Raw genomic sequence first — 21,178 nt, forward strand, 5'->3', positions numbered from 1 at the left:
ATCGCGAGCCTATTGCGGCGGCAGGCGCACGTGGGCCGGGCTGCAGTAGTCCAGGCCGTCGGCACGCACCGCTTCCGAGGCCGGGAAATGCAGACCGCAATGCGCGCAGCGGGTCATGTTTTCGATCTGCATTCCGGGCGGCGGGCTGCTCGGCCGCGGCGGCGTGTCTTCCTCGTGGCGGCGCACCGCGGCGCGCAGCTTGGCGCGCACCGCGAAGCCGATCAGGGCGATCAGGGCGATCCAGAACAGCAGGCGGCTCATGCGATCCCCCGGTGCAGCACGACTTCGAGCACGAAACGGCTGCCGACATAGGCCAGCGCCAGCGTCGCAAACCCCGCCAGCGTGAAGCGCAGCGCGGTCTTGCCGCGCCAGCCGCGCCAGTGCCGTCCCGCCAACAAGGCCGCGAACAGGATCCAGGACAGCAGCGCGAACACGTTCTTGTGGTCCCAGCGCATTGCGCGCCCGAACAGCTGCTCCGAGAACACCACGCCCGACAGCACGGTCAGGCTGAGCAGGACGAAGCCGATGCCGATCAGGCGAAACAGCAGCTTTTCCATGGTGAGCAGGGCCGGCAGCTGGTCGATCGCGCCGCCGAACCAGCCGCCACCGCCCGTGGTGGCGGTGCGCGCGTGCAGCCGCGTTTCCTGCAGCGCCATCAGCACCGCGTGGAAGGCGGCAATCGTCAGCGTGCTGTAGGCCAGCACGGCGACCGCCACGTGCCAGCCAAAGGCGCTCGACTGGCTTTCGACGGCCATCACCGCCCCCGGAAACAGCACCGGCAACAGCGCCGCGCCGAAGGCGCAAGGCATCACCAGGCGGCGCAGGCCGTCGAGCGCGAAGTTGCGGTTTTCGACCCAGTAGGCGGCCACCGAGACCCACAGCGCGGACGAGAGCATGATGGCGAAACCGATGCGCAAGCTGCCCGGCCCGAAGGCGGCGCTCCACAGCGCCGCGCCATGGACCAGCCAGGCCAGCGCGGTGACGCCGGATATGACGGCGCCCCGGCGCGACGGCAGCAGGGCGCAAGCCGCGTACAGGAAGGCCGCGGCGAAAAAGAGGGTGTTCTGCATACCGGCAGTCTACACCATCGGGAAACGCCGGTGGCGGCCCCTCCCCCATTCCGCCCGTAGGGTGGGCACCCGTGCCCACGCGGAACGACGCGCATTGCTGGCTCCGTTCCTGCCGAGCTCCCGGCACTGACGCGGCGTCCCGAAAAACATCCCGCCAACGCCTCCAGCCATCGCACACGTTCCCGAGCGAATCGTCGCGGCCAAGGGTGCAAGGACAAGGCCGTACCGCGTGGGCACTCCGTGCCCACCCTACCCTAATCCACAGCCGCCATGCGCAGCTCGTCGCTGTGATGGCGCTGCTGCTCTTCCATCACCATCTGGCCGAGTTCGCGCTTCAGGGCGTTGAATTCGGGCGCGGCCGGATCGCGCATGCGCGGCAGGTCGACCAGCATGTCGCGCTTGACCGTGCCGGGGCGGTAGGTCATCACCACGATGCGGTCGGCCAGGTAGATCGCCTCCTCGATGCTGTGGGTGACGAACAGGATGGTCTTCTTCAGCTCGGCCCAGATGCGCAGCAGCTCGTCCTGCAGGTTGCGCCGGGTGAGCGCGTCCAGCGCGCCGAAGGGCTCGTCCATCAGCATGATCGGCGAATCGAGCGCCAGCACGCGCGCGATCGCCACCCGCTGGCGCATGCCGCCCGACAGGTCCTTCGGGTAGCGCTGGCGGAAGTCCGACAGCGACAGCATGCGCAGCAACCCATCCACGGTGCGGGCGATCTCGGCCTTCGGCATGCCCTTGATGTCGAGGCCGAAGCCGACGTTCTGCTCGACCGTCATCCAGGGAAACAGCGCATATTCCTGGAACACCATGCCGCGGTCCGGCCCCGGCGCGACCACCGGCATGCCGTCGACCAGGATGGTGCCGCCCGTCGGCGGCGAAAAGCCGGCCACGGCATTGAGCAGGGTCGACTTGCCGCAGCCGGAAGGCCCGAGCAGGCAGGTGAACTGGCCGCGCGGGATGTCGAGGTTGATGTCCTGCAGCGCCACCACCTGGCGGTCCTCGCTGGCGAAGACCTTGTTCACGCCGTTGATCTGAATATGGATTGCTTTCGATGCGTCCATCTCAATGCTCCAGGCCGCGGTGCCAGCGCAGCAGATAGTTGTTCAGGCGGTTCATGCCGATGTCGATCGCCAGGCCCAGCATGCCGATCGTGATCATGCCGGCGATGATCTTGTCGGACCAGAAGTACTCGCGCGCTTCCAGGATGCGGTAGCCCAGGCCGTTGTTCACCGCGATCATCTCGGACACGATGACGACGATGAAGGCGGTGCCGATGCCGATCCGTACACCCGACAGGATGTAGGGCACGGCGGCCGGCAGGATCACGCGCACGAACATGGTGGTGCCGCTCGCGCCCAGGTTGCGCGCCGCGCGCAGGTAGATGCCGTCGACGTGGCGCACCCCGGCGATGGTGTTCATCAGCACCGGGAAGAAGGCCCCGAGCGCGATCAGGAACACGGCCGGCGGATTGCCCAGCCCGAACCACAGGATCGCCAGCGGGATGTAGGCGATCGGCGGGATCGGGCGCAGGATCTGCACCAGCGGATTGAACCAGGCGTAGACGGACTTGCTCGCCCCCATCGCCAGCCCCAGCGGCAGCGCCAGGCCGGCGCCGATCAGGAAGCCCACCACCACCCGGTACAGGCTGGTGAGGGTGTCGACGATCAGCTCGCCCGAGAAGGCCCAGTGCCACCAGCCGCCCTCGGTATAGCTCTCGAACGGCGTGAGCGGCAGCAGGTAGGCCACCCAGCGCTCCCACACCGCCAGCGGCGAGGGCAGCACCTGGGGGTTGACCCAGCCCATGCTTGCCACCCACTGCCAGATGCCGATTGCCAGCACCGGCACCACCATGCCGATGCCGATTTCGCCCCAATTACGCTTTTTCATGGCGTCCCCAAGCGTGAATGCGTTGGCTTACTGGATGTTCAGGCTTTTCTTGGCCGCGTCCAGCAGATCGGTCTTGACCCAGTCCTTGGCCACCGGCGGCTTGCTCATGCGTCCGACCCCGGTCTTGACCATGGTGTCGGTGGTGATCTGGATGTGCTCGGGCGTGATGTCGTAGGAGTACTCGGAATTGCCGATCGCGTCGTTGAAGTCGTCGGTCGTGATCTGGCCCTTGAACACCACCTCGCGCACGTACTTCTCGGCCAGGCTCTTGTTGTCGATGAAGGTCTTGGTGGCCTGCACGAAGCAGCGCATGAACTTCTCCGCCACCGGACGCCGCTCCTTGTAGAACTTCTCGGTCATCACCATGGTGCGGATCGGCTCGCCGATCGGGGTGTCGTAGGGCTTCAGCACCTCGGCGCCAAAGCCCTTGTTGATCGCCTGCGAGGACTGCGGCTCGGACTGCATCATGGCGTCGATCTGCTTGCCCAGCAGCGCCTGGTTCAGGTCGGCGTAGGGCAGGAACACCAGTTGCACGTCCTTGCCGGGCGCGGCGTCGGCCTTCATGTTGTGCTTGGCCAGTTCGGCCAGCAGCAGCACTTCCTGGATGCCGCCGCGCGTGACGCCCACGCGCTTGCCCTTCAGTTGCGGCACGCTGGTGATCTTCAGGTCGGGCCGCGCCACCAGGCGCGCGCCGCCCTTGGCGAAACCGGCGACGACAAAGATCGGGGCGCCGCCGGCGCGGCCCGAGATCGCCGCCTCCGAGGCGGTGGTGCCGACATCGAGCTCGCCCGCGATGATCGCCTGCATGACGTCCAGCCCCTTCGGGAAGATCTTCTCCTCGACCTTGATGCCGCACTTGGGTGCGATTTCCTTGATGTACGAGACGGCGCCGTAGTGGGCGAACTTGAGATTCCCCAGCCTGACTACTTCCTGGGCCTGGGCGCCGGCCGCGGCCAGCAGGGTCATTGCGATCAGGGTCTTGCCGAACACTTTAGTCATGCCTTGTCTCCGTTGTGCGCTTCGTCAGAATCGGGTGGCTGCTGCGGTGGTGCCGGATGCCGCCATCATGTGGATGATGATGCCGGCGGGAAAAGGCTATATGGGAACGTTAGATGTGTCAAACATGACAGTGAACAGTTGTGACACAAGACAGAACGCGCACCGAAAAAAGGCGTAACTGTCGCCGGCTGGACGGGCAGGACAACCTTGCGCAGGGTAAAATGGCGGTTTCCCGAATGCTGTCCTCTATATATAGATAGTCAGGTAGAACATGCTAGATAACCTTACCCAACGCCTTGCCAAGGTCGTCAAGACCATGCGCGGCGAGGCGCGCCTGACCGAGGCGAACACCTCCGAGATGCTGCGCGAAGTGCGCCTCGCGCTGCTCGAGGCCGACGTGGCGCTGCCGGCGGTGCGCGAATTCATCGCCAAAGTGAAGGAAAAAGCGCTGGGCGAAGAAGTCATCGGCTCGCTCAGCCCGGGCCAGGCCCTGGTCGGCGTGGTGCAGCGCGAGCTGGCTGCCCTGATGGGCGCCGACCTTGGCCCCGAAGCGACCCAGCTGTCGTTCGCCCAGCAGCCGCCGGCGATCATCCTGATGGCCGGCCTGCAGGGTGTCGGTAAAACGACCACCACCGGCAAACTGGCCAAGTACCTCAAGGAACAGAAGAAGAAAAAGGTCCTGACCGTTTCCGCCGACGTCTACCGCCCTGCCGCAATCGCGCAGCTGGAATCGGTCACGAAGCAGGTCGGCGCCGACTTCTTCCCTTCGTCCTCGACCGACAAGCCGGTCGACATCGCCCGTAACGCCCTCGACTGGGCGAAGAAGCACTACCACGACGTCCTGATCATCGACACCGCCGGCCGTCTCGGCATCGACGAAGCGATGATGCAGGAGATCGCCGCGGTGCACGGCGCCGTGAAGCCGATCGAGACCCTGTTCGTGGTCGACGCCATGCTGGGCCAGGACGCGATCAACACCGCGAAAGCCTTCAACGACGCCCTGCCCCTGACCGGCATCGTGCTGACCAAGCTCGATGGCGACTCGCGCGGCGGCGCGGCGCTGTCGGTGCGCCACGTGACCGGCAAGCCGATCAAGTTCGCCGGCGTCTCGGAAAAGCTGGACGGTCTGGAAGCCTTCGACCCGAGCCGGATGGCGAACCGCGTGCTGGGCATGGGCGACATCCTGGCGCTGGTCGAAGAAGCGCGCAAGGGCGTCGACGAGAAGGCCGCCCAGGACATGGCCAACAAGATCAAGTCGGGTGGCCGCTTCGACATGAACGACTTCAAGGCGCAGCTGACCCAGATGAAGAAGATGGGCGGCATGTCGGGCCTGCTCGACAAACTGCCGGCGCAGTTCCAGCAGGCCGCGGCCGGCGCCAACATGGACCAGGCCGAGAAGCAGGTGCGGCGCATGGTCGGTATCATCGACTCGATGACGCCGCAGGAACGCGCCAAGCCGGAGCTGATCAAGGCCAACCGCAAGCGCCGCATCGCCGCCGGCGCCGGCGTACAGGTGCAGGAAGTGAACCGCATGCTGACCCAATACGACCAGATGCAGACCATGATGAAGAAGCTCAAGGGCGGTGGCCTGATGAAGATGATGCGCGGGATGAAGGGCATGATGCCCGGCATGCGCTAAGCGTTTTTAGCGTTTTCCGCTTCCCCTGACGCCGCGCCCGACACTCGTCCGGCGCGGCGTTTTTACGTCGGTTTTTGCGTAGTTTTTCACTCTATCGACGTGACTGGCGGTCAAACCCCGAATTTTGGCCCGAATAGAATGAAAAAATGGTGAAAAAGACTTGCAGGAACGCTAAAACGACACCAATATAAGCCGTGCGATGAATTGCGCAACTTTTACATATGTTCGTTTAGGAGGCTCGAAGATGGCAACAGCCAAGAAATCCCCAGCAGCGCCCGCAAAGAAGGCCGCCGCAAAGCCGGCCGCCAAGCCTGCGGCGAAGAAGGCCGCCGCTCCGGCAAAGGAAGCAGCACCGAAGGCCGCGGCAGCAAAGAAGCCGGCCGCGGCACGCAAGCCGAACGCCGCTTTCATGAAAGAGCTGACGCCGTCGGCCGAGCTGGCCGCAGTGGTCGGCAACAAGCCGCTGCCACGCACGGAAGTGACCAAGAAGGTCTGGGAATACATCAAGAAAGCGGATCTGCAGGCTGCGGACAACCGCCAGATGATCAACGCCGACGACAAGCTGAAAGCCGTCTTCGGTGGCAAGGAACAAGTGTCGATGTTCGAAATGACCAAGCTCATTTCGAATCACCTGAAATAAAGAAAAGCCTGGCTGTCCAAAAGCCTGAACGTAAAAAGCCCCGATCGTGTGATCGGGGCTTTTTGTTTTTGGGTAGCGATTATCCGGGTGAATATACGCGACGTGTGAGCCGCCCACCCTACCTCACAACCCGAACGCCGCCTTCATCAGGTCGAACACGCGGGTATTCTCGATCGTGCCCTTGAACGGTGCGGAACCGGCGCCGGTCGCGTACAGCTTCACGTCGCCGCCGCCGTGCGATTCGCTCGACCAGCGCACGCCCGTCTCCTGGTGGTAATCCTCGGACAGGGCGGTGGCGCTGTCGACGTCGGCGCGCACCTCCGGCCGGTTCGGGCCGTTGCCGAAGACCAGCGTGGTAAACGTCTTGCCGTCGGCGTCGCGGGTCGGCTCGCCGGTGGCGTAGCCGCGCACGATGTCGAGCACCGGGTTGCCGCGCTTCGGGTAGCCGTTCAGGACCATCGTGTGGTCGTGATCCGCGGTCACCACGATCAGGGTGTTTTCCAGGCCCGGATCGATGGCGCGCATGCGGTCCACCGCGGTCTGGATCGCCTCGTCGAAGGCCACCGTCTCGACCAGGGCGTTGCGGGCATTGGTGTCGTGCAGCGCATGGTCGATCTTGCCGCCTTCGACCATCAGGAAGAAGCCCTTCGGGTTCGTCGACAGCAGTTCGATCGACTTGGCCGTCATCTCGGCCAGCGTCGGCTGTTCGGGGCGGCGCTTCGAGGCGTAGTCGAGGTGGCTGTCGGCGTAGATGCCGACGAACTTGCGGCCGACACGTGCGGACTGCATGTCGGCGCGGGTGTTGGCGACGAAGTAGCCGCGCGCGCCGAGTTCCGCGACCAGGTCGCGCCCGTCGCCGCGGCCCTTCGGATTGCGCTTCGCATCGAAAGGCGTGAAGTGGATCTTCCCGCCGCCCATCAGCACGTCGACGCCATCGCCCAGGCGCGGGTTGTAGCCGGCGCCGCCCGGCACCACCTGCTGGGCGATCGTATAGCCCATGTCGCGGTCGCACACGTGGGCAAAGGTCGAGGCCGGGGTGGCGTGGGTCAGCTCGGTGGTGGTGACGGCGCCCACCGACTTGCCGTTGGCCTTGGCCAGCTCCAGGATGGTCATCGGCGAGCTGCCGTTGTTCGCGCCGCAGCGGTCGATGCTGGCGTTGCCGTTGGCGTCCTTGGCGGGCGCGACCGGCTTGGCGTCCTTCATCGAGATCACGTCGTTGTTGATCTTCACGCCGGTCATGTAGGCGCCCATCGAGGGCGCGCTGTCGGTCACCTGGGCGTCGTTTGAGTAGGTCTTGATGCGCGCGGTGCGGTCCAGGCGCTCGAAGTTCAGCAGGCCGTCCTCGCCGGCCTTGAAAATGCGCGCGGCGGTGATCGTGGTCGGGCCCATGCCGTCGCCGAGGAAGAAGATGATGTTCTTCGCCTGCGGCTTCGCCGTGGGAGCGGAAGACAGCGCCTGGGCTTGCGCGCCGGCGCCGAAACAGGCCGCCAGCAGCAGCGCGATAATGCGGTGTTTGTTCATTGCTTGCTCTCCTGCGGCGTTCACAGACCGGCCGCGGTCTTGATCAGGCTGAAGACGCGGGTGTTGTCGATGGTCCCGCGGAACAGCTCGGCATTGGCGCCGATCGCGCCCAGGTAGACGTCGGCGCCGCCGTGCGTCTCGGCCCCCGTGCGCGTACGCACCACCGCCTCCTGGTGGTAGTCGTCGCCGGCCGCGATCTCGTCGGTCAGCTGCACGCCCTTGCGGCTGCCCTGCACCCGGTGTTCGCCGGTGCCGAAGCCCAGGATCGTGAACGGCGCGCCATCCTTGTCGAGGCGGACCTTCCCGTCCGGCAGGCTGCGCACCAGCCCCAGCACGCCCGGATTGGTCGGCGTGGTCTTGCCGGTGCGCGGCGAGTAGCCGTTGATCAGCAGGGTGTGGTCGTGGTCGGCGGTGGCCACGATCAGGGTGTTCTTCAGGCCCGGATCGATCGCCCGCATCTTCTCGATCGCGACTTTCAGGGCCGCGTTGTAGCTGGCGGTTTCCTGCAGCGCGCGCTTGGCCAGCGTGGCGTGCAGCGCGTGGTCGATCAGGCCGCCCTCCACCATCAGGAAGAAGCCGTTCTGGTTGCGCGACAGGATGTCGATCGCCTTGGCGGTCATGTCGGCCAGCGCCGGCTGCTTGGCGGCGTCGCGCGCTGCCTCGTAGCTGAAGTGGTTCTGGGCGAACAGGCCGATGACCGGCTGCGCGGTCGCGGCCAGGGCCTGCATCTGCTGCGTGTCCGCGGCGTAGCGCCAGCCTTTCGCCTGCAGCTCCTCGACCAGGTTGCGGCCGTCGGCGCGCTTGCCGCCCTGCGCGACTGGCGCGAAGAATTGCGCACCGCCGCCGAACACGAGATCGAGCCCGTTCGCGCCCAGCGCCGCGTTGAAACCGGCGCCGCCCGGCACCAGGCTCGCCGCGATGTCGGATTCGACCTTGCGGTGGCAGGCATGGGCATAGGTCGCGGCCGGGGTGGCGTCGGTGACGCTGGTGGTGGTGACCACGCCGGCGGCCATGCCGCGCGCCTTGGCCAGTTCGGCCAGGGTCGGCACCGGACGGCCGTTCGAGGTCTGGCCATCCGTGCAGCGGCTCACCTGCTTGTTGCCGTTGGCGTCGGCTGCGGGCGCGAACGAACGCGTGTCCGAGGACATCGAGATTACGCCGTTGTTCTGCTTCACGCCGGTCATGTAGGCCGACATCGAGGCGGCGCTGTCGGTGACCTGGGCGTCGTTCGAGAAGGTCTTCACGAAGGCCGATTCCGGCAACGTGTCGATGGTCAGCTCGCCCTCTTCGCCGACGGCGTAGATGCGCGCGGCGGTGAGGGTGTTGATGCCCATGCCGTCGCCGAGGAAGAAGATGACGTTCTTGGCGCGTGGGGACGCATCGGCCTGGGTGGCCGCCTGCAGCGGCGCCTGCGTCGGGCCGGTCGACGCGCAGCCGGCGAGCAGCAACAAACTGGCGCCGGCGAGAGTGGTCAATCGCATAGTTGAACCCTGGAACAGAAAGCGGGCAGTCTACACTGCAAACGGGCCCTGTGGCTCAGTTGGTATGTTGTCGCTTTGTATGGCCCATGGCGGCGCCTCCAGGCCGCCCATCTTGAGGATGAGGTCGCGTAGCGGTGCCGGGCAGGTTCAGCGCGCCGCCACCGCGGCTGGCTGGAACTCCCACTTCTTCCACGCCGCCAATACCGCGTTCGGATACTGCGGCTTGCCGCGGCTGCCGTTGTAGCGGCCCAGCGCCAGGTAGAGGTTGCCGCGTTCCATGTCGATATACATGCGCAGGATCGAGCAGCCGTAGCGCAGGTTGGTCTGCATGTGGAACAGCTTGCGGCGGTCGCTGTCGCCGATGACTTTCGTCCAGAACGGCATCACCTGCATGTAGCCGCGCGCGCCGGCGATCGACACCGCGTACTTGCGGTAGGCCGACTCGACCTGGATCAGGCCCAGCACCAGGCCGGGATCGAGCCCGGCGCGGGTCGCTTCGTACCAGGCCGCCTCCAGGAATTCGGTGCGCGAGAATTCGTCGGGGATGCGCTTTTTCAGGCGTCCCGACATTTCGTTGAACCATTGCTGGTAGCGCAAGCGCGCGGCATCGTCGCGGAAGCTCGGTTTCGGCGGACGCGCGTCGTTGATCGCGTTCGACAGCGCCAGGCGCACGGAATCGGCGAGCGCCTCTTCCTTCTGGTTGCCGGCGTGCGCGGGGCTGCCTGCGAACGCCGCAACCAGGGTCACGGCAAGCGCGGCAGCTCCCAGCCGGGCGCGCACCCGGCTGTGTACCTGCGTCGGCTTCACTGGCCGAGTTTGGCCTTGACGAAGCCGGCGATGTCCGCCACCGGGACGGCGGTCGCTTCAGGATCGCGGCGGCCCTGGTATTCCAGGTTGCCTTCCTTCAGGCCGCGTTCGCCGATGACGATGCGGTGCGGCACGCCGATCAGTTCCCAGTCGGCGAACATGGCGCCCGGGCGCAGGCCGCGGTCGTCGACGATCACGTCGACACCAAGCGCCAGCAGTTCTTCGTACAGCTTCTCGGTCTGTTCCTTGACCATCTCGCTGCGGTCCAGGCCCATCGGGCACAGCACCAGCGTGAAGGGCGCGATCGCGTCCGGCCAGATGATGCCCTTGTCGTCGAAGTTCTGCTCGATCGCCGCACCCAGGATGCGGGTCACGCCGATGCCGTAGCAGCCCATCTGCAGCGGCGCCGGCTTGCCGGCTTCGTCCAGGTAAGTTGCTTCCATCGCCTGCGAGTAGGCGGTGCCGAGCTGGAACACGTGACCGACTTCGATGCCACGCTCGATCGCCAGCACGCCCTTGCCGTCCGGCGAGGCATCGCCCTCGACCACGTTGCGCAGGTCGGCCACCAGCGGCTCCGGCAAGTCGCGGCCCCAGTTCACGCCGGCGATGTGGAAGTCAGCTTCGTTGGCGCCGCAGACGAAATCGCGCATGTTGGCGACGGTGCGGTCGGCAACGATCTTCACCGGCAGTTTCGGATTGACCGGACCGAGGTAGCCCGGCACGGTGCCGTAGACTTCCTGGATTTCGGCTTCGGTCGAGAAGCGGTAGGTACCCAGGCCATCGACCTTGTTGACCTTCACTTCGTTCAGTTCGTGGTCGCCGCGCAGCAGCAGCATCCAGTATTCCTTGCTGAGCTTGCCGTCCTCTTCTTTTTCCACCGTCAGGGCGATGGTCTTGACGGTCTGCGACAGCGGCAGGCCGAGCAGTTCGGCAACCGATTCGCACTTGGTCTTGCCCGGAGTCGGGACCTTGTTCATGTCCTGGGTCGGCGCGGCGCGCTCGCCGATCGCCAGCGCCTCGGCCGCTTCCATGTTGGCCGCGTAGTCGGACGTCGGGCAGTACACCAGCGCGTCTTCGCCGGTCGAGGCGATCACGTGGAATTCATGCGAGCCGGTGCCGCCGATGGCGCCGTTGTCGGCCGCCACCGCGCGGAACTTCAGGCCAAAGCGGTTGAAGATGCGCACATAGGCATCGAACATGATCTGGTAAGACTTCTGCATGCCTTCCAGGTCGCGGTCGAAGGAATAGGCATCCTTCATCGTGAACTCGCGGCCGCGCATCAGGCCGAAGCGCGGACGGCGCTCGTCGCGGAACTTGGTCTGGATGTGGTAGAAGTTCAGCGGCAATTGACGATAAGACTTGATCTCGCTGCGCACCACGTCGGTGACGACTTCTTCCGAGGTGGGCTGGATCGCGTAGTCGCGGCCATGGCGATCCTTGACGCGCATCAGCTCCGGCCCCATCTTGTCCCAGCGGCCGGTTTCCTGCCACAGTTCGGCGGGTTGCACCACCGGCATCAGCAATTCGAGGGCGCCCGACTTGTTCATCTCTTCGCGAATGATGGCTTCGACCTTGCGGATCACCCGCAGGCCGGTCGGCATGTAGGTGTAGATGCCCGAGCCGAGGCGCTTGATCATCCCCGCCCGCATCATCAGTTTATGGCTGACGATCTCGGCGTCGGATGGCGCTTCTTTAAGAGTTGAAATAAAAAATCGTGAGGCGCGCATATCGATGAATTCTTTTTAAAAAGAGAGGGTTATAATCGACCTAATTTTAAAGGATTAGCTGGCTGATGCGTCCAAACTTTGTACAAATGGGTCCGGAACACGCAGCCGCCGCCGTTTTCGTTATCGGAAGGCATGGCTGACGCAGGGATTTGTAGGTAAAAACGCAAGGGACCAGACGCCGGCAGAAAGTTTCGAGGTGCACTTATGCTCGATCGTGAAGGGTTTCGCCCCAACGTCGGCATCATCCTGCTCAACGCCAATAACGAGGTGTGGTGGGGCAAGCGGGTGCGCGAGCACTCATGGCAGTTTCCGCAAGGGGGTATCAAATACGGCGAGACGCCGGAACAGGCGATGTACCGCGAGCTCGAGGAGGAAATCGGCCTGCGCCAGGAGCACGTCAAGATCGTGGGCCGTACCCGCGACTGGCTGCGCTACGAGGTGCCCGACCACTTCATCAAGCGCGAGATCCGCGGCCATTACCGCGGCCAGAAGCAGATCTGGTTCCTGTTGCGCATGATTGCGCGCGACAACGACGTCAACCTGCGCCTGACCGACCATCCGGAATTCGACGCCTGGCGCTGGCACGACTACTGGGTGCCGCTGGACGTGGTCATCGAGTTCAAGCGCGATGTCTACCAGAAGGCGCTCCAGGAACTGTCGCGCTTCATCACCTGGCCGGCGAACAGCGCCCACGGCGAGCGCCGCCACAGCGCCCGCTACCTGCGCCAGCCACGCGGCCAGGGCAACGCCTCCTCGGCGGCAGCCAAGGCCATGGCCAAGGTACGCGAGACGGCGGCGGAACCGCAGTTGGTGCTGACACCGGAAAAATAGTTGCGGCGCTGACGCACCGTTACTCACGCATCGGCCATGATGATCGAGAAGGCAAGCGCGCCGCGCACGCGGCGGGGCTTGCCTTTTTCTTTTTGCAATCCGTTTCAGATTGCAATAATTGAAACTTTCCCCGTAGAATCACCGGTATGAAGCCGCTCCTACCCCTCGCCTGTTTCCGTCCCCTAGCCACGCTGCTGCTGGCCCTGTCCGCCCTGCAGGCGCATGCCGCCGAGGCGCCGCGCTGCCGTTATGTGATGGTAGCGAAACTGCCTCTGCAATACACCGGGCCCAGCCTGCAAGTCACGACCCAAGGCGTCATCGACGGCACGCCGGCAACCATGCTGGTCGATACCGGCTCCTATGACAGTTTCCTGACCCGCACCGGCACCGAAAAACGCGGCATGAAGCTCAGCAACCTGGGCCGGGTCGCCCAGGGTGTCGGCGGCCACGCGTCGATCTACCAGACCTGGATCAGGGAATTTGTCGCCGGCCCCGCGCGCAGCGAGCGCGGCCAGATGCTGGTGCTGTCGGACTTCGGCCAACCGCCTTCGTACGACGCGATCCTCGGCGCCCCCTTCCTGCTGCAGACCGACCTCGAGATTTCCCTGGCGACCAAGGAAATCAAGTTCTTCCAGCCGGTCGATTGCGGCGACACCCACCTCGCCTACTGGGATGCCGATGCCCTCGTCGTTCCTTTCGACAGCAGTTTCGAAACGACGCCAACCCCGGAGTTCACGGTCCTGGTCAATGGCCTGAAGATGCGCGCCATCATCGACACCGGCGCGACGGCGACCACGATGTCGCTGGCCGCGGCCAAGCGCGCCGGCCTGCAGCTGGACGCGCCCGGCGTCACACCGGCAGGCCATGCCGTCGGCGTCGGTGACGTCAAGGTCGCCTACTGGCACGCGACCTTCAACACCTTCCAGATGGGAGAAGAAGTCATCAGGAACGCCGATATCGGCGTCGTCGACGGCAAGGACAAGGGTGTCGACGTCGTGCTGGGCGACGACTTCCTGCGTTCGCACCGGGTGCTGTTTGCAATGAGCCAGCGCAAGATCTACTTCTCGTATGTCGGCGGCCAGCCTTTCGAACAGCACCGCAAGCTCGAATCCTGGATCCAGGCCGAAGCGGACGCCGGCAATGGCGACGCCCAGATGCGGGTGGCCAGCATGTACGCACGGGGCGAGCGCGTGGCGCCCGATGCCGCCGCCGCCGCCAACTGGCTGGAAAAGGCCGCCGTGAACGGCAACGGCCATGCGAACCTGTTCAGCGGTCGCGCGCTGTTGATACAGGGCCGGGCCCTCGACGCCGCGCCACGCCTGCGCCTGGCGCTCGACAAGCTGCCGTCCAGCCGCGACGCCGCCCTCTGGCTGTATCTTGCCCGCCTGCGCACCGGCCAGGCCGAACTCGGCCGTACCGAACTGACAGCTGCCTTTGCGCGCAGCCAGGACGGCGAATGGCCGGCGCCGGTCGCCGCTTTCTATCTCGGCAAGTCGAGCGCGCAGCAATTGCTGAAACAGGCCATGCAAGACCGCGAGCTGGGCCGGAAGCGCCGCTGCAGCGCCATCTCGGCGATGAAGGAATGGTATGAAGCGCAGGGCGACCATGCCCAGGGGCAGGCAATGGCAGCGGCGCGCACGGAACACTGCGGCAACCCGGCGGACAACGAGGACCAAGACTGACGCAAGGCGGTGCCGGCAGCGAAGTGCGCGTCATCGCGCTAGAATAGCGCCCTTCCCTCACCGCATCGATTCCCAGCCATGTTCACCCCGTCCTCGCACGACGTGCGCCGTTTTTTCTGTGAAGCCTTCCGCAAGCAACGCGCCGGCGAAGTGCTCACGCCGATGGACGCCATCGCCGCCGACTGGATCGTCCAGCATCCCGAATACCACGACGAACTGTTCGACGCCGAGGAAGCCGTCGCGCGCGACTATTCGGTCGAAGGCGGCAAGCCGAACCCTTTCCTGCACCTGTCGATGCACCTGTCGATCGCCGAGCAGGTCTCGATCGACCAGCCGCGCGGCATCAAGGCCGCCCACGACCTGCTGGTGCAGAAGATCGGCGAGCACGACGCCCACCACGAGATCATGGAGTGCCTGGGCGAGATGATCTGGAAGTCGCAGCGGAACGGCGTGCCGCCGGACACCGAGGCGTATATCGAGTGCGTGCGCCGGCGCGCGACGCGCTAACTCGTAGGGTGGGCACCTGTGCCCACGCGGTGATACGTGACGACACCGATGTCGTGCCGGATGATCTTGCCGCAACCTACCACCGCGTGGGCACGAGTGCCTACGCCGGCCACGCCCACCTTATGTGATACAAAAAAGGCGACCGAGGCCGCCTTTTTCGTATCATATTATTAACCCAACTTGTCGTCCGCCATCCGGTAACGCGGATCTTCCACCACGTTCACCTCGATCATGTCCCTGGCCTTGTCCAGCAGCTCGCGGCAGTCCGGGCTCAGGTGACGCAGGTGCAGGCGCTTGCCCAGCGCGCGGTATTTCTCGGCCAGGGCATCGATGGCCTGGATCGCCGAATGATCGACCACGCGCGCGTTGCGGAACTCGACCACCACGTCCTGCGGATCGTCCTTCGGCGCGAACAGCTCGTTGAAGTTGGCGATCGAGGCGAAGAACAGCGTGCCCTGCAGTTCATACACTTTCCAGCCCTGCGCGTCGACGCCCGTCTTCACGGCGATCTGCTTCGCATGCTGCCAGGCGAACACCAGCGCCGAGACGATCACGCCGACCAGCACCGCCACCGCCAGGTCGAAGATCAGCGTGATCGCCGCCACCAGCACCACCACGAGGGTGTCGGCGCGCGGCACCTTGCCGATCATGCGGAAAGTGCCCCATTCGAAGGTCTTCTCGCACACCACGAACATCACGCCGATCAGCGCCGCCAGCGGGATCTGCTCGATCCAGCTCGAGCCGAACAGGATGAAGGAGAGCAGGAACAGCGAGGCGGAGATGCCCGACAGGCGGCCATAGGCGCCGTTGTTCACGTTGATCATGCTCTGGCCGATCATCGCGCAGCCGCCCATCCCGCCGAAGAAGGCGGTGACGACGTTGGCCGCGCCTTGCGCCATGCATTCGCGGTTCGGCTGGCCGCGGGTCCCGGTGATCTCGTCGACCAGGGTCAGCGTCAGCAGCGACTCGATCAGGCCGACGCCCGCCAGCACCAGCGAATACGGGAACACGATCTTCAAGGTCTCGAGGTTGAACGGCACGTCGGGAACCGTGAACGCCGGCAGGCCGCCGCCGATCGAACCCAGGTCGCCCACCGTCTTCGATTCGATGCCCAGCAGCGCCGCGCCGAGCGTGACTACCAGGATGCCGACCAGGGTCGCCGGCACCGCCTTCGTGATGCGCGGCGTGACGTAGATGACGGCCATGGTCGCGGCAACCAGGCCGAGCATGGTAAGCAGCTGCGCGCCCTGCATCCACTGGCCGCCCACCTTGAAATGCCCGAACTGGGCGATGAAGATTACCAGCGCCAGGCCGTTGACGAAGCCGAGCATGACCGGATACGGCACCATGCGGATGAATTTGCCGAGCCGCGCGGCGGCGAACAGCATCTGCAGGATGCCCATCAGGACGATCGCCGCGAACAGGTACTGCACGCCATGCTCGACGACCAGCGCCACCATCACCACGGCCAGCGCCCCGGCCGCGCCCGAGATCATGCCGGGCCGGCCGCCGAAGGCCGAGGTGATGAAGGAGACCAGCACCGCGGCGTACAGGCCGGTCAGGGGCGACACATGGGCGACCAGCGCAAAGGCGATCGCTTCGGGGACCAGGGCCAGGGCGACGGTCAGGCCGCTGAGCAGGTTGGTTTTCAGGTAGGCAGGTGAGACGGACTGCAAGATGATGAGACTCCAACAAAAGGCGCGCGCGCCAAAAACGAAAAACCCCGGGAGCGGCTTGGCGGGCCGGCCCGGGGATTCAATTCGGTTGCATATTATATGTCGGTGCCCCGTAGGGTGGGCACCCCGTGCCCACGCGGAAGTATGAACTGTGCTGGCACATGCCTGTGCAGTGCCAACAGAGCAGCCGCGCCAATATCAAGTGATCAGCTGCTCACTTGTCGAAGCCGCATCGACGCTCGCTTTTCGATTCAAATCCAGCCGCGAGCGTGCTGGCTTTCGGTGGGCACGGGGCGCCCACCCTACGAGAGCCGCCGCTGGCCTATTTGCTCACCACCAGCTGCGACGGCAAACTGGCCAGGTAAGCGCCGATATCGATCATGTCCTGGTTCGACAGCGGTTTCGCGAAGCCCGCCATGATCGGGTTGCTGCGGCCGTTGGTCTGGTCGCCGCCGCGCTTGTACGCGTTCAGGGCATGGGCGATGTAGTCGGCGTGCTGGCCGGCCAGCTTCGGATAGCTCGGGTCGATCGGCTTGTTGTAGTCGGCGCCGTGGCAGGAGGCGCAGTTGTATTTCTTGGTCAGCTCTTCGCCGCGCTTGACGTCGGCTGCGGCTGCCAAGGTGGCAACAGAAGAGGAGATGGCGCCGAGGGCCAGCGCGATGATCAGTTTTTTCATGGCGGCGGTCCTCACTTGCGGTTCTGGGCGTTCTGCTGCGAGTAATACGCGGCGACGTCGGCGATGTCCTGGTCGGACAGGCTGGCGGCGATGCCGCGCATCGACGGATGCTTGCGGTCGCCCTTCTTGTACGCGTGCAGCGCGGCTTCGATGTACTTGGCCGACTGACCACCGATCATCGGCACTTGATATACCTCGGGGAAGGCGGACTTGTAGCCGGGAATGCCGTGACAGCCGATGCACATTTCGATCTTGGCTGGCGCGGCCTTCGGGTTGCCGACGACGTCCGCAGCCGACGCAGCGCCGGCGCAAGCGCCCAGGACGAGTACAGCTAAAAGTTTTTTCATGGTGGGAATCGCAAAAGTTGTAATCGAATACCGCTACCGCACAAAAACCACTACCGCAAAACATTAGCAAAAGTACCAACCGTCCGATTCTAGCCCAACAAAAGATTGCAGTCTACCAACGTCGTGCGCCCTTCCCGCCACGCACTCACTACCTCGCGGGTTCTGGCATATACTCAAGATTTCCTCTCTCACCACGGACGCCCATGCAAGCCCAAGCCCGCTTCGAAGGAACCGACAGCTACGTCGCCACCGATGACCTGAAACTGGCCGTGAACGCCGCCCTGACGCTGGCGCGCCCGCTCCTGATCAAGGGCGAGCCGGGCACCGGCAAGACCATGCTGGCCGAAGAGGTGGCGGCCGCGCTGAACATGCCGCTGCTGCAGTGGCACGTGAAGTCGACCACCAAGGCCCAGCAGGGCCTGTACGAGTACGACGCCGTCTCGCGCCTGCGCGACTCCCAACTGGGCGACGAGCGCGTGCGCGACATCCACAACTACATCGTCAAGGGCGTGCTGTGGCAGGCCTTCACGTCGCCGGAACCGGTGGTGCTGCTGATCGACGAGATCGACAAGGCCGACATCGAATTCCCGAACGACCTGCTGCGCGAACTGGACCGCATGGAGTTCTATGTCTACGAGACGCGCGAAATGGTGGTGGCGAAACACCGTCCGCTGGTGATCATCACCTCCAACAACGAGAAGGAACTGCCGGACGCTTTCCTGCGCCGCTGCTTCTTCCACTACATCAAATTCCCGGACCGCGAGACCATGGCCGACATCGTCCAGGTCCACTTCCCGCGCCTGAAGCAGGACCTGCTGGCCGCCGCCCTGCAGAGCTTCTACGAAGTGCGCGATGTCCCCGGTATCAAGAAGAAGCCGTCGACCTCGGAGTTCCTCGACTGGCTCAAACTGCTGATGGCCGAAGACATCCCGGCCGAAGCCCTTGCTAGCCGTGATGCCAAGACGGTCGTGCCGCCGCTGCACGGCGCCCTGCTCAAGAACGAGCAGGACGTGCACCTGTTCGAGCGCCTGGTCTACATGTCGAGGACGAATCGATGACGGTCATGCGAGTTGCGGTCGAGCCGACCGTGCTCGAATTCAACGGCGTGCGGCTGGAACCCTTGAGCCTCGACCACGTCGAAGGCCTGCGCGCGGCCGCCGCCGACGGAGAATTGTGGAACCTGCGCGTGACCTCGGTGCCCGAGCCGCACCGCACGCAAGCCTACGTCCACGCCGCGCTCGACACGCCAAACCGCCTCGCCTTTGCGGTGTGCGACGCCTCGAGCGGCCGGGTGCTGGGCAGCACCAGCTACCACGACATCGTGCCCGAGATCGGCCGCGTCGAGATCGGCTACACCTGGTATGCGAAACGCGTCCAGCGCAGCCACGTGAACACCAGCTGCAAGCTGCTGCTCCTGTCGCACGCCTTCGACACCCTCGGCTGCGCCGTGGTCGGCCTGCGCACCGATAATTTCAACCACGCCTCGCAGGCCGCCATCGAGCGGCTGGGCGCCAGGAAGGATGGCGTGATCCGCCACCACGGCCTGCGCCGCGACGGCACCGTGCGCGATACCGTCATGTACAGCATCGCGCGCGGCGAGTGGCCTGAAATCAAGGCCCACCTGCACGACCGACTGAACCGCCACGCCGGATGACAGCATGCTGATCGACTTCTTTTTCGCGCTGCGCAACGCCAAGGTCCCGGTCTCGATCAAGGAATTCCTGACCCTGCTCGAGGCCCTGGAAAAAAGCGTCATCGCCCCCTCGCTCGACGCGTTCTACTACCTGGCGCGCCTGACATTAGTGAAGGACGAAGCCCACTTCGACAAGTTCGACCGCGCCTTCGGCGCCTACTTCAAGGGCATCGAGGCCGTCTTCGACACGACCAAGGGCGAAATTCCGCTCGACTGGCTGATCAAGCGCATGGAGCGCGAACTGACGCCCGAGCAGAAGGCGGCGCTGGAAAAATTCGGCTACGACAAGCTGATGGAGCGCCTGAACGAGCTGCTGAAGGAGCAGAAGGAACGCCACGAAGGCGGAAATAAATGGATCGGCACCGGCGGCACCTCGCCTTTCGGCCACGGCGGCACGAATCCGGAAGGCATCCGCATCGGCGGCCAGGGCCGCAACCGCACGGCGGTGAAGGTCTGGGACCAGCGCAGCTACAAGGACTACGACGACGAGCGCGAACTGGGCACGCGCAACATCAAGGTCGCGCTGCGCCGCCTGCGCCGCTTCGCGCGCCATGGCGCGCCCGATGAACTGGCGCTGGACGACACCATCCGGGCCACCGCCAGCAACGCCGGCTACCTCGACATCCGCATGCAGCCCGAGCGCAAGAACCGCATCAAGGTCGTGATGCTGCTGGACGTGGGCGGCACCATGGACGACCACATCGAGCGCACCGAGGAACTGTTCTCGGCGGCGAAGAGCGAATTCAAGAACATGGAGTTCTACTACTTCCACAACTGCGTCTACGACTACCTGTGGAAGAACAACCGGCGCCGCCACGCCGAGCGCTTCCCGACCTGGGATGTGCTGCGCAAGTACCCGCCCGACACCCGCATCATTTTCGTCGGCGACGCCACCATGAGCCCCTACGAGGTCATGGCGCCGGGCGGCTCGGTCGAGTACAACAACGAGGAAGCCGGGGCCGAATGGCTGGCGCGCTTCTGCAACGCCTTTCCGAAGTTCGCCTGGCTCAATCCCGAGCCGGAACACCTGTGGCAGTACCGCCAGTCGATCGCGATCATCCGCCAGATCATGAACAACCGCATGTTCCCGGTGACGCTCGAAGGGCTGGAGCGGGCGATGCGGCTGCTGAGCAAGTAAATTCGGAGCGTAGGGTGGGGTCATTGATGCCGGGGGCATCAATGACGTGCCCACGCGGAACGCTGCGCTGTGGCTGCGTTATTCAAACCCGAACCGTCGCGTCTCCGCGGCGGCGTCCCGGGCACACCGCGAACGCGTAATCGATTCGCCGTCGTCTCGGCCGCGTTCACGCGCCACCACGGTGCCGGCGTTCGCGTGGGCACGGCGTGCCCACCCTACGAAATCAGCTCCGCTGGCGCAGCGCGTTGCGCACCACGTACAGCCCCACCACATCGATCGCCACGTGCACCAGCACCGCCGCCAGCAGGCCGACGTACTGGTAGATGAAGCCCAGCGCCACGCTGACGCCGAAGATGCCGGCCGCCTGCACCAGGGTCGCGCGGTCGAGCTTGCGGAACTGGTAGACCGGCGTATGCGTCAGCAGGAAGACGATCGAGGTGATCCAGACACCCAGCAGCGGCTGCAGGGCGGCGCGGAACAGCAGCTCCTCGCCGATCCCGGCGGCCAGGCTGATCCAGACCGGATTCAGGCCCGACAAATCGAGCCGCGAATAGGCCGCGATCGTCTTGTGGGTCGCCTCCGATTGCGCGGTCAGGCGAAAGCTCACGTAGGAGCCGACCGCCGCCAGCGCCGACAGGCCCAGGCCGAACAGCAATTGCTGGCCGAGACCCATCGGGCCGCTCAATACCGACAAAGGTTCATCCTGGGCCACGAAGATGATCAGGGCGGCGACGATGCAGAAGATCACGCAGGTGAGAAGCTGGGCGGTCAGGCGGATCGGGGAACGGGCTTGCGGCTGGATAGGCGGTTGTGCGGACATGGTCGGGAAGACGTCAGCGCGCGGCTGACGGGTGAGA

Annotated in this window: 21 protein-coding genes; 8 read left to right on the plus strand and 13 right to left on the minus strand. The window is 65.0% G+C overall.

Annotated elements, in window-relative coordinates; translation table 11 throughout:
* Nucleotides 1-9: 9 nt before the first annotated feature.
* From ACFOPH_RS15470 to ACFOPH_RS15490, 5 genes are all read right to left on the minus strand, one after another.
* Nucleotides 10-261, minus strand: a complete 252-nt coding sequence (locus ACFOPH_RS15470) for a PP0621 family protein (RefSeq protein WP_379736233.1) — start codon at nucleotides 259-261, stop codon at nucleotides 10-12.
* Nucleotides 258-1,070, minus strand: coding sequence for a cytochrome C assembly family protein (locus tag ACFOPH_RS15475; protein ID WP_312547671.1), 813 nt, complete (start codon nucleotides 1,068-1,070; stop codon nucleotides 258-260). The genes ACFOPH_RS15470 and ACFOPH_RS15475 overlap by 4 nt, the downstream gene beginning before the upstream one ends.
* A gap of 254 nt (nucleotides 1,071-1,324) precedes the next feature.
* Nucleotides 1,325-2,131 carry an ABC transporter ATP-binding protein gene (locus tag ACFOPH_RS15480; RefSeq protein ID WP_312547673.1) on the minus strand — a complete coding sequence of 269 codons (807 nt, stop codon included), beginning with the start codon at nucleotides 2,129-2,131 and terminating at the stop codon, nucleotides 1,325-1,327.
* 1 nt (nucleotide 2,132) lies between these two features.
* The gene (locus ACFOPH_RS15485; RefSeq protein ID WP_312547675.1) at nucleotides 2,133-2,957 is read right to left on the minus strand and encodes an ABC transporter permease; all 825 of its coding nucleotides are present in this window, start codon (nucleotides 2,955-2,957) and stop codon (nucleotides 2,133-2,135) included.
* 27 nt (nucleotides 2,958-2,984) lie between these two features.
* Entirely contained in the window at nucleotides 2,985-3,956 is a 972-nt protein-coding gene (locus tag ACFOPH_RS15490) for an ABC transporter substrate-binding protein (RefSeq protein WP_312547676.1), read from the minus strand.
* A gap of 271 nt (nucleotides 3,957-4,227) precedes the next feature.
* Between ACFOPH_RS15490 and ffh the strand changes: the two genes are divergently transcribed.
* Nucleotides 4,228-5,595, plus strand: a complete 1,368-nt coding sequence (gene ffh / locus ACFOPH_RS15495) for a signal recognition particle protein (protein WP_312547677.1) — start codon at nucleotides 4,228-4,230, stop codon at nucleotides 5,593-5,595.
* A gap of 244 nt (nucleotides 5,596-5,839) precedes the next feature.
* On the plus strand, nucleotides 5,840-6,235 hold the full coding sequence (locus ACFOPH_RS15500) for an SWIB/MDM2 domain-containing protein (protein WP_229437346.1): 396 nt from the start codon (nucleotides 5,840-5,842) through the stop codon (nucleotides 6,233-6,235).
* A gap of 123 nt (nucleotides 6,236-6,358) precedes the next feature.
* Here the strand turns inward: ACFOPH_RS15500 and ACFOPH_RS15505 are convergent, their stop codons facing one another.
* The 4 genes from ACFOPH_RS15505 to ACFOPH_RS15520 all read right to left on the minus strand — a co-directional run bounded on the left by ACFOPH_RS15505 (nucleotide 6,359) and on the right by ACFOPH_RS15520 (nucleotide 11,771).
* The gene (locus tag ACFOPH_RS15505; RefSeq protein WP_312547679.1) at nucleotides 6,359-7,756 is read right to left on the minus strand and encodes an alkaline phosphatase; all 1,398 of its coding nucleotides are present in this window, start codon (nucleotides 7,754-7,756) and stop codon (nucleotides 6,359-6,361) included.
* Nucleotides 7,757-7,776: 20 nt separating this feature from the next.
* Nucleotides 7,777-9,237, minus strand: a complete 1,461-nt coding sequence (locus tag ACFOPH_RS15510; protein ID WP_379736238.1) for an alkaline phosphatase — start codon at nucleotides 9,235-9,237, stop codon at nucleotides 7,777-7,779.
* A gap of 147 nt (nucleotides 9,238-9,384) precedes the next feature.
* Entirely contained in the window at nucleotides 9,385-10,005 is a 621-nt protein-coding gene (locus ACFOPH_RS15515) for a lytic transglycosylase domain-containing protein (protein ID WP_379737945.1), read from the minus strand.
* Between the two features lie 35 nt (nucleotides 10,006-10,040).
* Nucleotides 10,041-11,771 carry a proline--tRNA ligase gene (locus ACFOPH_RS15520; protein ID WP_379736240.1) on the minus strand — a complete coding sequence of 577 codons (1,731 nt, stop codon included), beginning with the start codon at nucleotides 11,769-11,771 and terminating at the stop codon, nucleotides 10,041-10,043.
* Nucleotides 11,772-11,975: 204 nt separating this feature from the next.
* Here ACFOPH_RS15520 and ACFOPH_RS15525 point away from each other — a divergent pair, with 204 nt between their 5' ends.
* The 3 genes from ACFOPH_RS15525 (at nucleotide 11,976) to ACFOPH_RS15535 (ending at nucleotide 14,791) form a co-directional block, all read left to right on the plus strand.
* Nucleotides 11,976-12,602: an RNA pyrophosphohydrolase gene (locus ACFOPH_RS15525; protein WP_312547683.1), complete on the plus strand. Its 627-nt coding sequence runs from the start codon at nucleotides 11,976-11,978 to the stop codon at nucleotides 12,600-12,602.
* 146 nt (nucleotides 12,603-12,748) lie between these two features.
* On the plus strand, nucleotides 12,749-14,284 hold the full coding sequence (locus ACFOPH_RS15530) for an aspartyl protease family protein (protein WP_379736242.1): 1,536 nt from the start codon (nucleotides 12,749-12,751) through the stop codon (nucleotides 14,282-14,284).
* Nucleotides 14,285-14,362: 78 nt separating this feature from the next.
* Nucleotides 14,363-14,791, plus strand: a complete 429-nt coding sequence (locus tag ACFOPH_RS15535; RefSeq protein ID WP_312547686.1) for a DUF1841 family protein — start codon at nucleotides 14,363-14,365, stop codon at nucleotides 14,789-14,791.
* A gap of 170 nt (nucleotides 14,792-14,961) precedes the next feature.
* Here ACFOPH_RS15535 and ACFOPH_RS15540 read toward each other — a convergent pair whose 3' ends face one another.
* The 3 genes from ACFOPH_RS15540 to ACFOPH_RS15550 all read right to left on the minus strand — a co-directional run bounded on the left by ACFOPH_RS15540 (nucleotide 14,962) and on the right by ACFOPH_RS15550 (nucleotide 17,490).
* Entirely contained in the window at nucleotides 14,962-16,467 is a 1,506-nt protein-coding gene (locus ACFOPH_RS15540; RefSeq protein WP_379736244.1) for a SulP family inorganic anion transporter, read from the minus strand.
* Nucleotides 16,468-16,789: 322 nt separating this feature from the next.
* Nucleotides 16,790-17,143: a c-type cytochrome gene (locus ACFOPH_RS15545; RefSeq protein ID WP_312547689.1), complete on the minus strand. Its 354-nt coding sequence runs from the start codon at nucleotides 17,141-17,143 to the stop codon at nucleotides 16,790-16,792.
* Nucleotides 17,144-17,154: 11 nt separating this feature from the next.
* Nucleotides 17,155-17,490: a c-type cytochrome gene (locus tag ACFOPH_RS15550; RefSeq protein ID WP_312547691.1), complete on the minus strand. Its 336-nt coding sequence runs from the start codon at nucleotides 17,488-17,490 to the stop codon at nucleotides 17,155-17,157.
* Between the two features lie 203 nt (nucleotides 17,491-17,693).
* Here ACFOPH_RS15550 and ACFOPH_RS15555 point away from each other — a divergent pair, with 203 nt between their 5' ends.
* From ACFOPH_RS15555 to ACFOPH_RS15565, 3 genes are read left to right on the plus strand one after another with little or no spacing between them, the layout of a single operon-like run.
* On the plus strand, nucleotides 17,694-18,548 hold the full coding sequence (locus ACFOPH_RS15555) for an AAA family ATPase (RefSeq protein WP_312547693.1): 855 nt from the start codon (nucleotides 17,694-17,696) through the stop codon (nucleotides 18,546-18,548).
* Nucleotides 18,549-18,553: 5 nt separating this feature from the next.
* Complete coding sequence (locus ACFOPH_RS15560) at nucleotides 18,554-19,144, plus strand: GNAT family N-acetyltransferase (protein WP_312547757.1); 591 nt, start codon at nucleotides 18,554-18,556, stop codon at nucleotides 19,142-19,144.
* A 4-nt stretch (nucleotides 19,145-19,148) separates the two neighbouring features.
* On the plus strand, nucleotides 19,149-20,321 hold the full coding sequence (locus tag ACFOPH_RS15565) for a vWA domain-containing protein (protein ID WP_312547695.1): 1,173 nt from the start codon (nucleotides 19,149-19,151) through the stop codon (nucleotides 20,319-20,321).
* A gap of 223 nt (nucleotides 20,322-20,544) precedes the next feature.
* Here the strand turns inward: ACFOPH_RS15565 and ACFOPH_RS15570 are convergent, their stop codons facing one another.
* The gene (locus ACFOPH_RS15570) at nucleotides 20,545-21,141 is read right to left on the minus strand and encodes a CPBP family intramembrane glutamic endopeptidase (protein WP_379736247.1); all 597 of its coding nucleotides are present in this window, start codon (nucleotides 21,139-21,141) and stop codon (nucleotides 20,545-20,547) included.
* Nucleotides 21,142-21,178: the final 37 nt, after the last annotated feature.

The sequence above is a fragment of the Massilia haematophila genome, assembly GCF_042647645.1.
Taxonomy (GTDB): Bacteria; Pseudomonadota; Gammaproteobacteria; order Burkholderiales; family Burkholderiaceae_D; genus Telluria; species Telluria haematophila.

What these genes read in the sequence shown, in the direction of transcription:
- ACFOPH_RS15550 (WP_312547691.1), bottom strand. Translation starts at nt 17,490, where the DNA reads ATGAAAAAACTTTTAGCTGTACTCGTCCTGGGCGCTTGCGCCGGCGCT.
- ACFOPH_RS15565 (WP_312547695.1), top strand. Translation starts at nt 19,149, where the DNA reads ATGCTGATCGACTTCTTTTTCGCGCTGCGCAACGCCAAGGTCCCGGTC.
- ACFOPH_RS15505 (WP_312547679.1), bottom strand. Translation starts at nt 7,756, where the DNA reads ATGAACAAACACCGCATTATCGCGCTGCTGCTGGCGGCCTGTTTCGGC.
- ACFOPH_RS15475 (WP_312547671.1), bottom strand. Translation starts at nt 1,070, where the DNA reads ATGCAGAACACCCTCTTTTTCGCCGCGGCCTTCCTGTACGCGGCTTGC.
- ACFOPH_RS15490 (WP_312547676.1), bottom strand. Translation starts at nt 3,956, where the DNA reads ATGACTAAAGTGTTCGGCAAGACCCTGATCGCAATGACCCTGCTGGCC.
- ACFOPH_RS15530 (WP_379736242.1), top strand. Translation starts at nt 12,749, where the DNA reads ATGAAGCCGCTCCTACCCCTCGCCTGTTTCCGTCCCCTAGCCACGCTG.
- ACFOPH_RS15520 (WP_379736240.1), bottom strand. Translation starts at nt 11,771, where the DNA reads ATGCGCGCCTCACGATTTTTTATTTCAACTCTTAAAGAAGCGCCATCC.
- ACFOPH_RS15470 (WP_379736233.1), bottom strand. Translation starts at nt 261, where the DNA reads ATGAGCCGCCTGCTGTTCTGGATCGCCCTGATCGCCCTGATCGGCTTC.
- ffh (WP_312547677.1), top strand. Translation starts at nt 4,228, where the DNA reads ATGCTAGATAACCTTACCCAACGCCTTGCCAAGGTCGTCAAGACCATG.
- ACFOPH_RS15485 (WP_312547675.1), bottom strand. Translation starts at nt 2,957, where the DNA reads ATGAAAAAGCGTAATTGGGGCGAAATCGGCATCGGCATGGTGGTGCCG.
- ACFOPH_RS15570 (WP_379736247.1), bottom strand. Translation starts at nt 21,141, where the DNA reads ATGTCCGCACAACCGCCTATCCAGCCGCAAGCCCGTTCCCCGATCCGC.
- ACFOPH_RS15500 (WP_229437346.1), top strand. Translation starts at nt 5,840, where the DNA reads ATGGCAACAGCCAAGAAATCCCCAGCAGCGCCCGCAAAGAAGGCCGCC.
- ACFOPH_RS15545 (WP_312547689.1), bottom strand. Translation starts at nt 17,143, where the DNA reads ATGAAAAAACTGATCATCGCGCTGGCCCTCGGCGCCATCTCCTCTTCT.
- ACFOPH_RS15555 (WP_312547693.1), top strand. Translation starts at nt 17,694, where the DNA reads ATGCAAGCCCAAGCCCGCTTCGAAGGAACCGACAGCTACGTCGCCACC.
- ACFOPH_RS15560 (WP_312547757.1), top strand. Translation starts at nt 18,554, where the DNA reads ATGCGAGTTGCGGTCGAGCCGACCGTGCTCGAATTCAACGGCGTGCGG.
- ACFOPH_RS15525 (WP_312547683.1), top strand. Translation starts at nt 11,976, where the DNA reads ATGCTCGATCGTGAAGGGTTTCGCCCCAACGTCGGCATCATCCTGCTC.
- ACFOPH_RS15480 (WP_312547673.1), bottom strand. Translation starts at nt 2,131, where the DNA reads ATGGACGCATCGAAAGCAATCCATATTCAGATCAACGGCGTGAACAAG.
- ACFOPH_RS15535 (WP_312547686.1), top strand. Translation starts at nt 14,363, where the DNA reads ATGTTCACCCCGTCCTCGCACGACGTGCGCCGTTTTTTCTGTGAAGCC.
- ACFOPH_RS15510 (WP_379736238.1), bottom strand. Translation starts at nt 9,237, where the DNA reads ATGCGATTGACCACTCTCGCCGGCGCCAGTTTGTTGCTGCTCGCCGGC.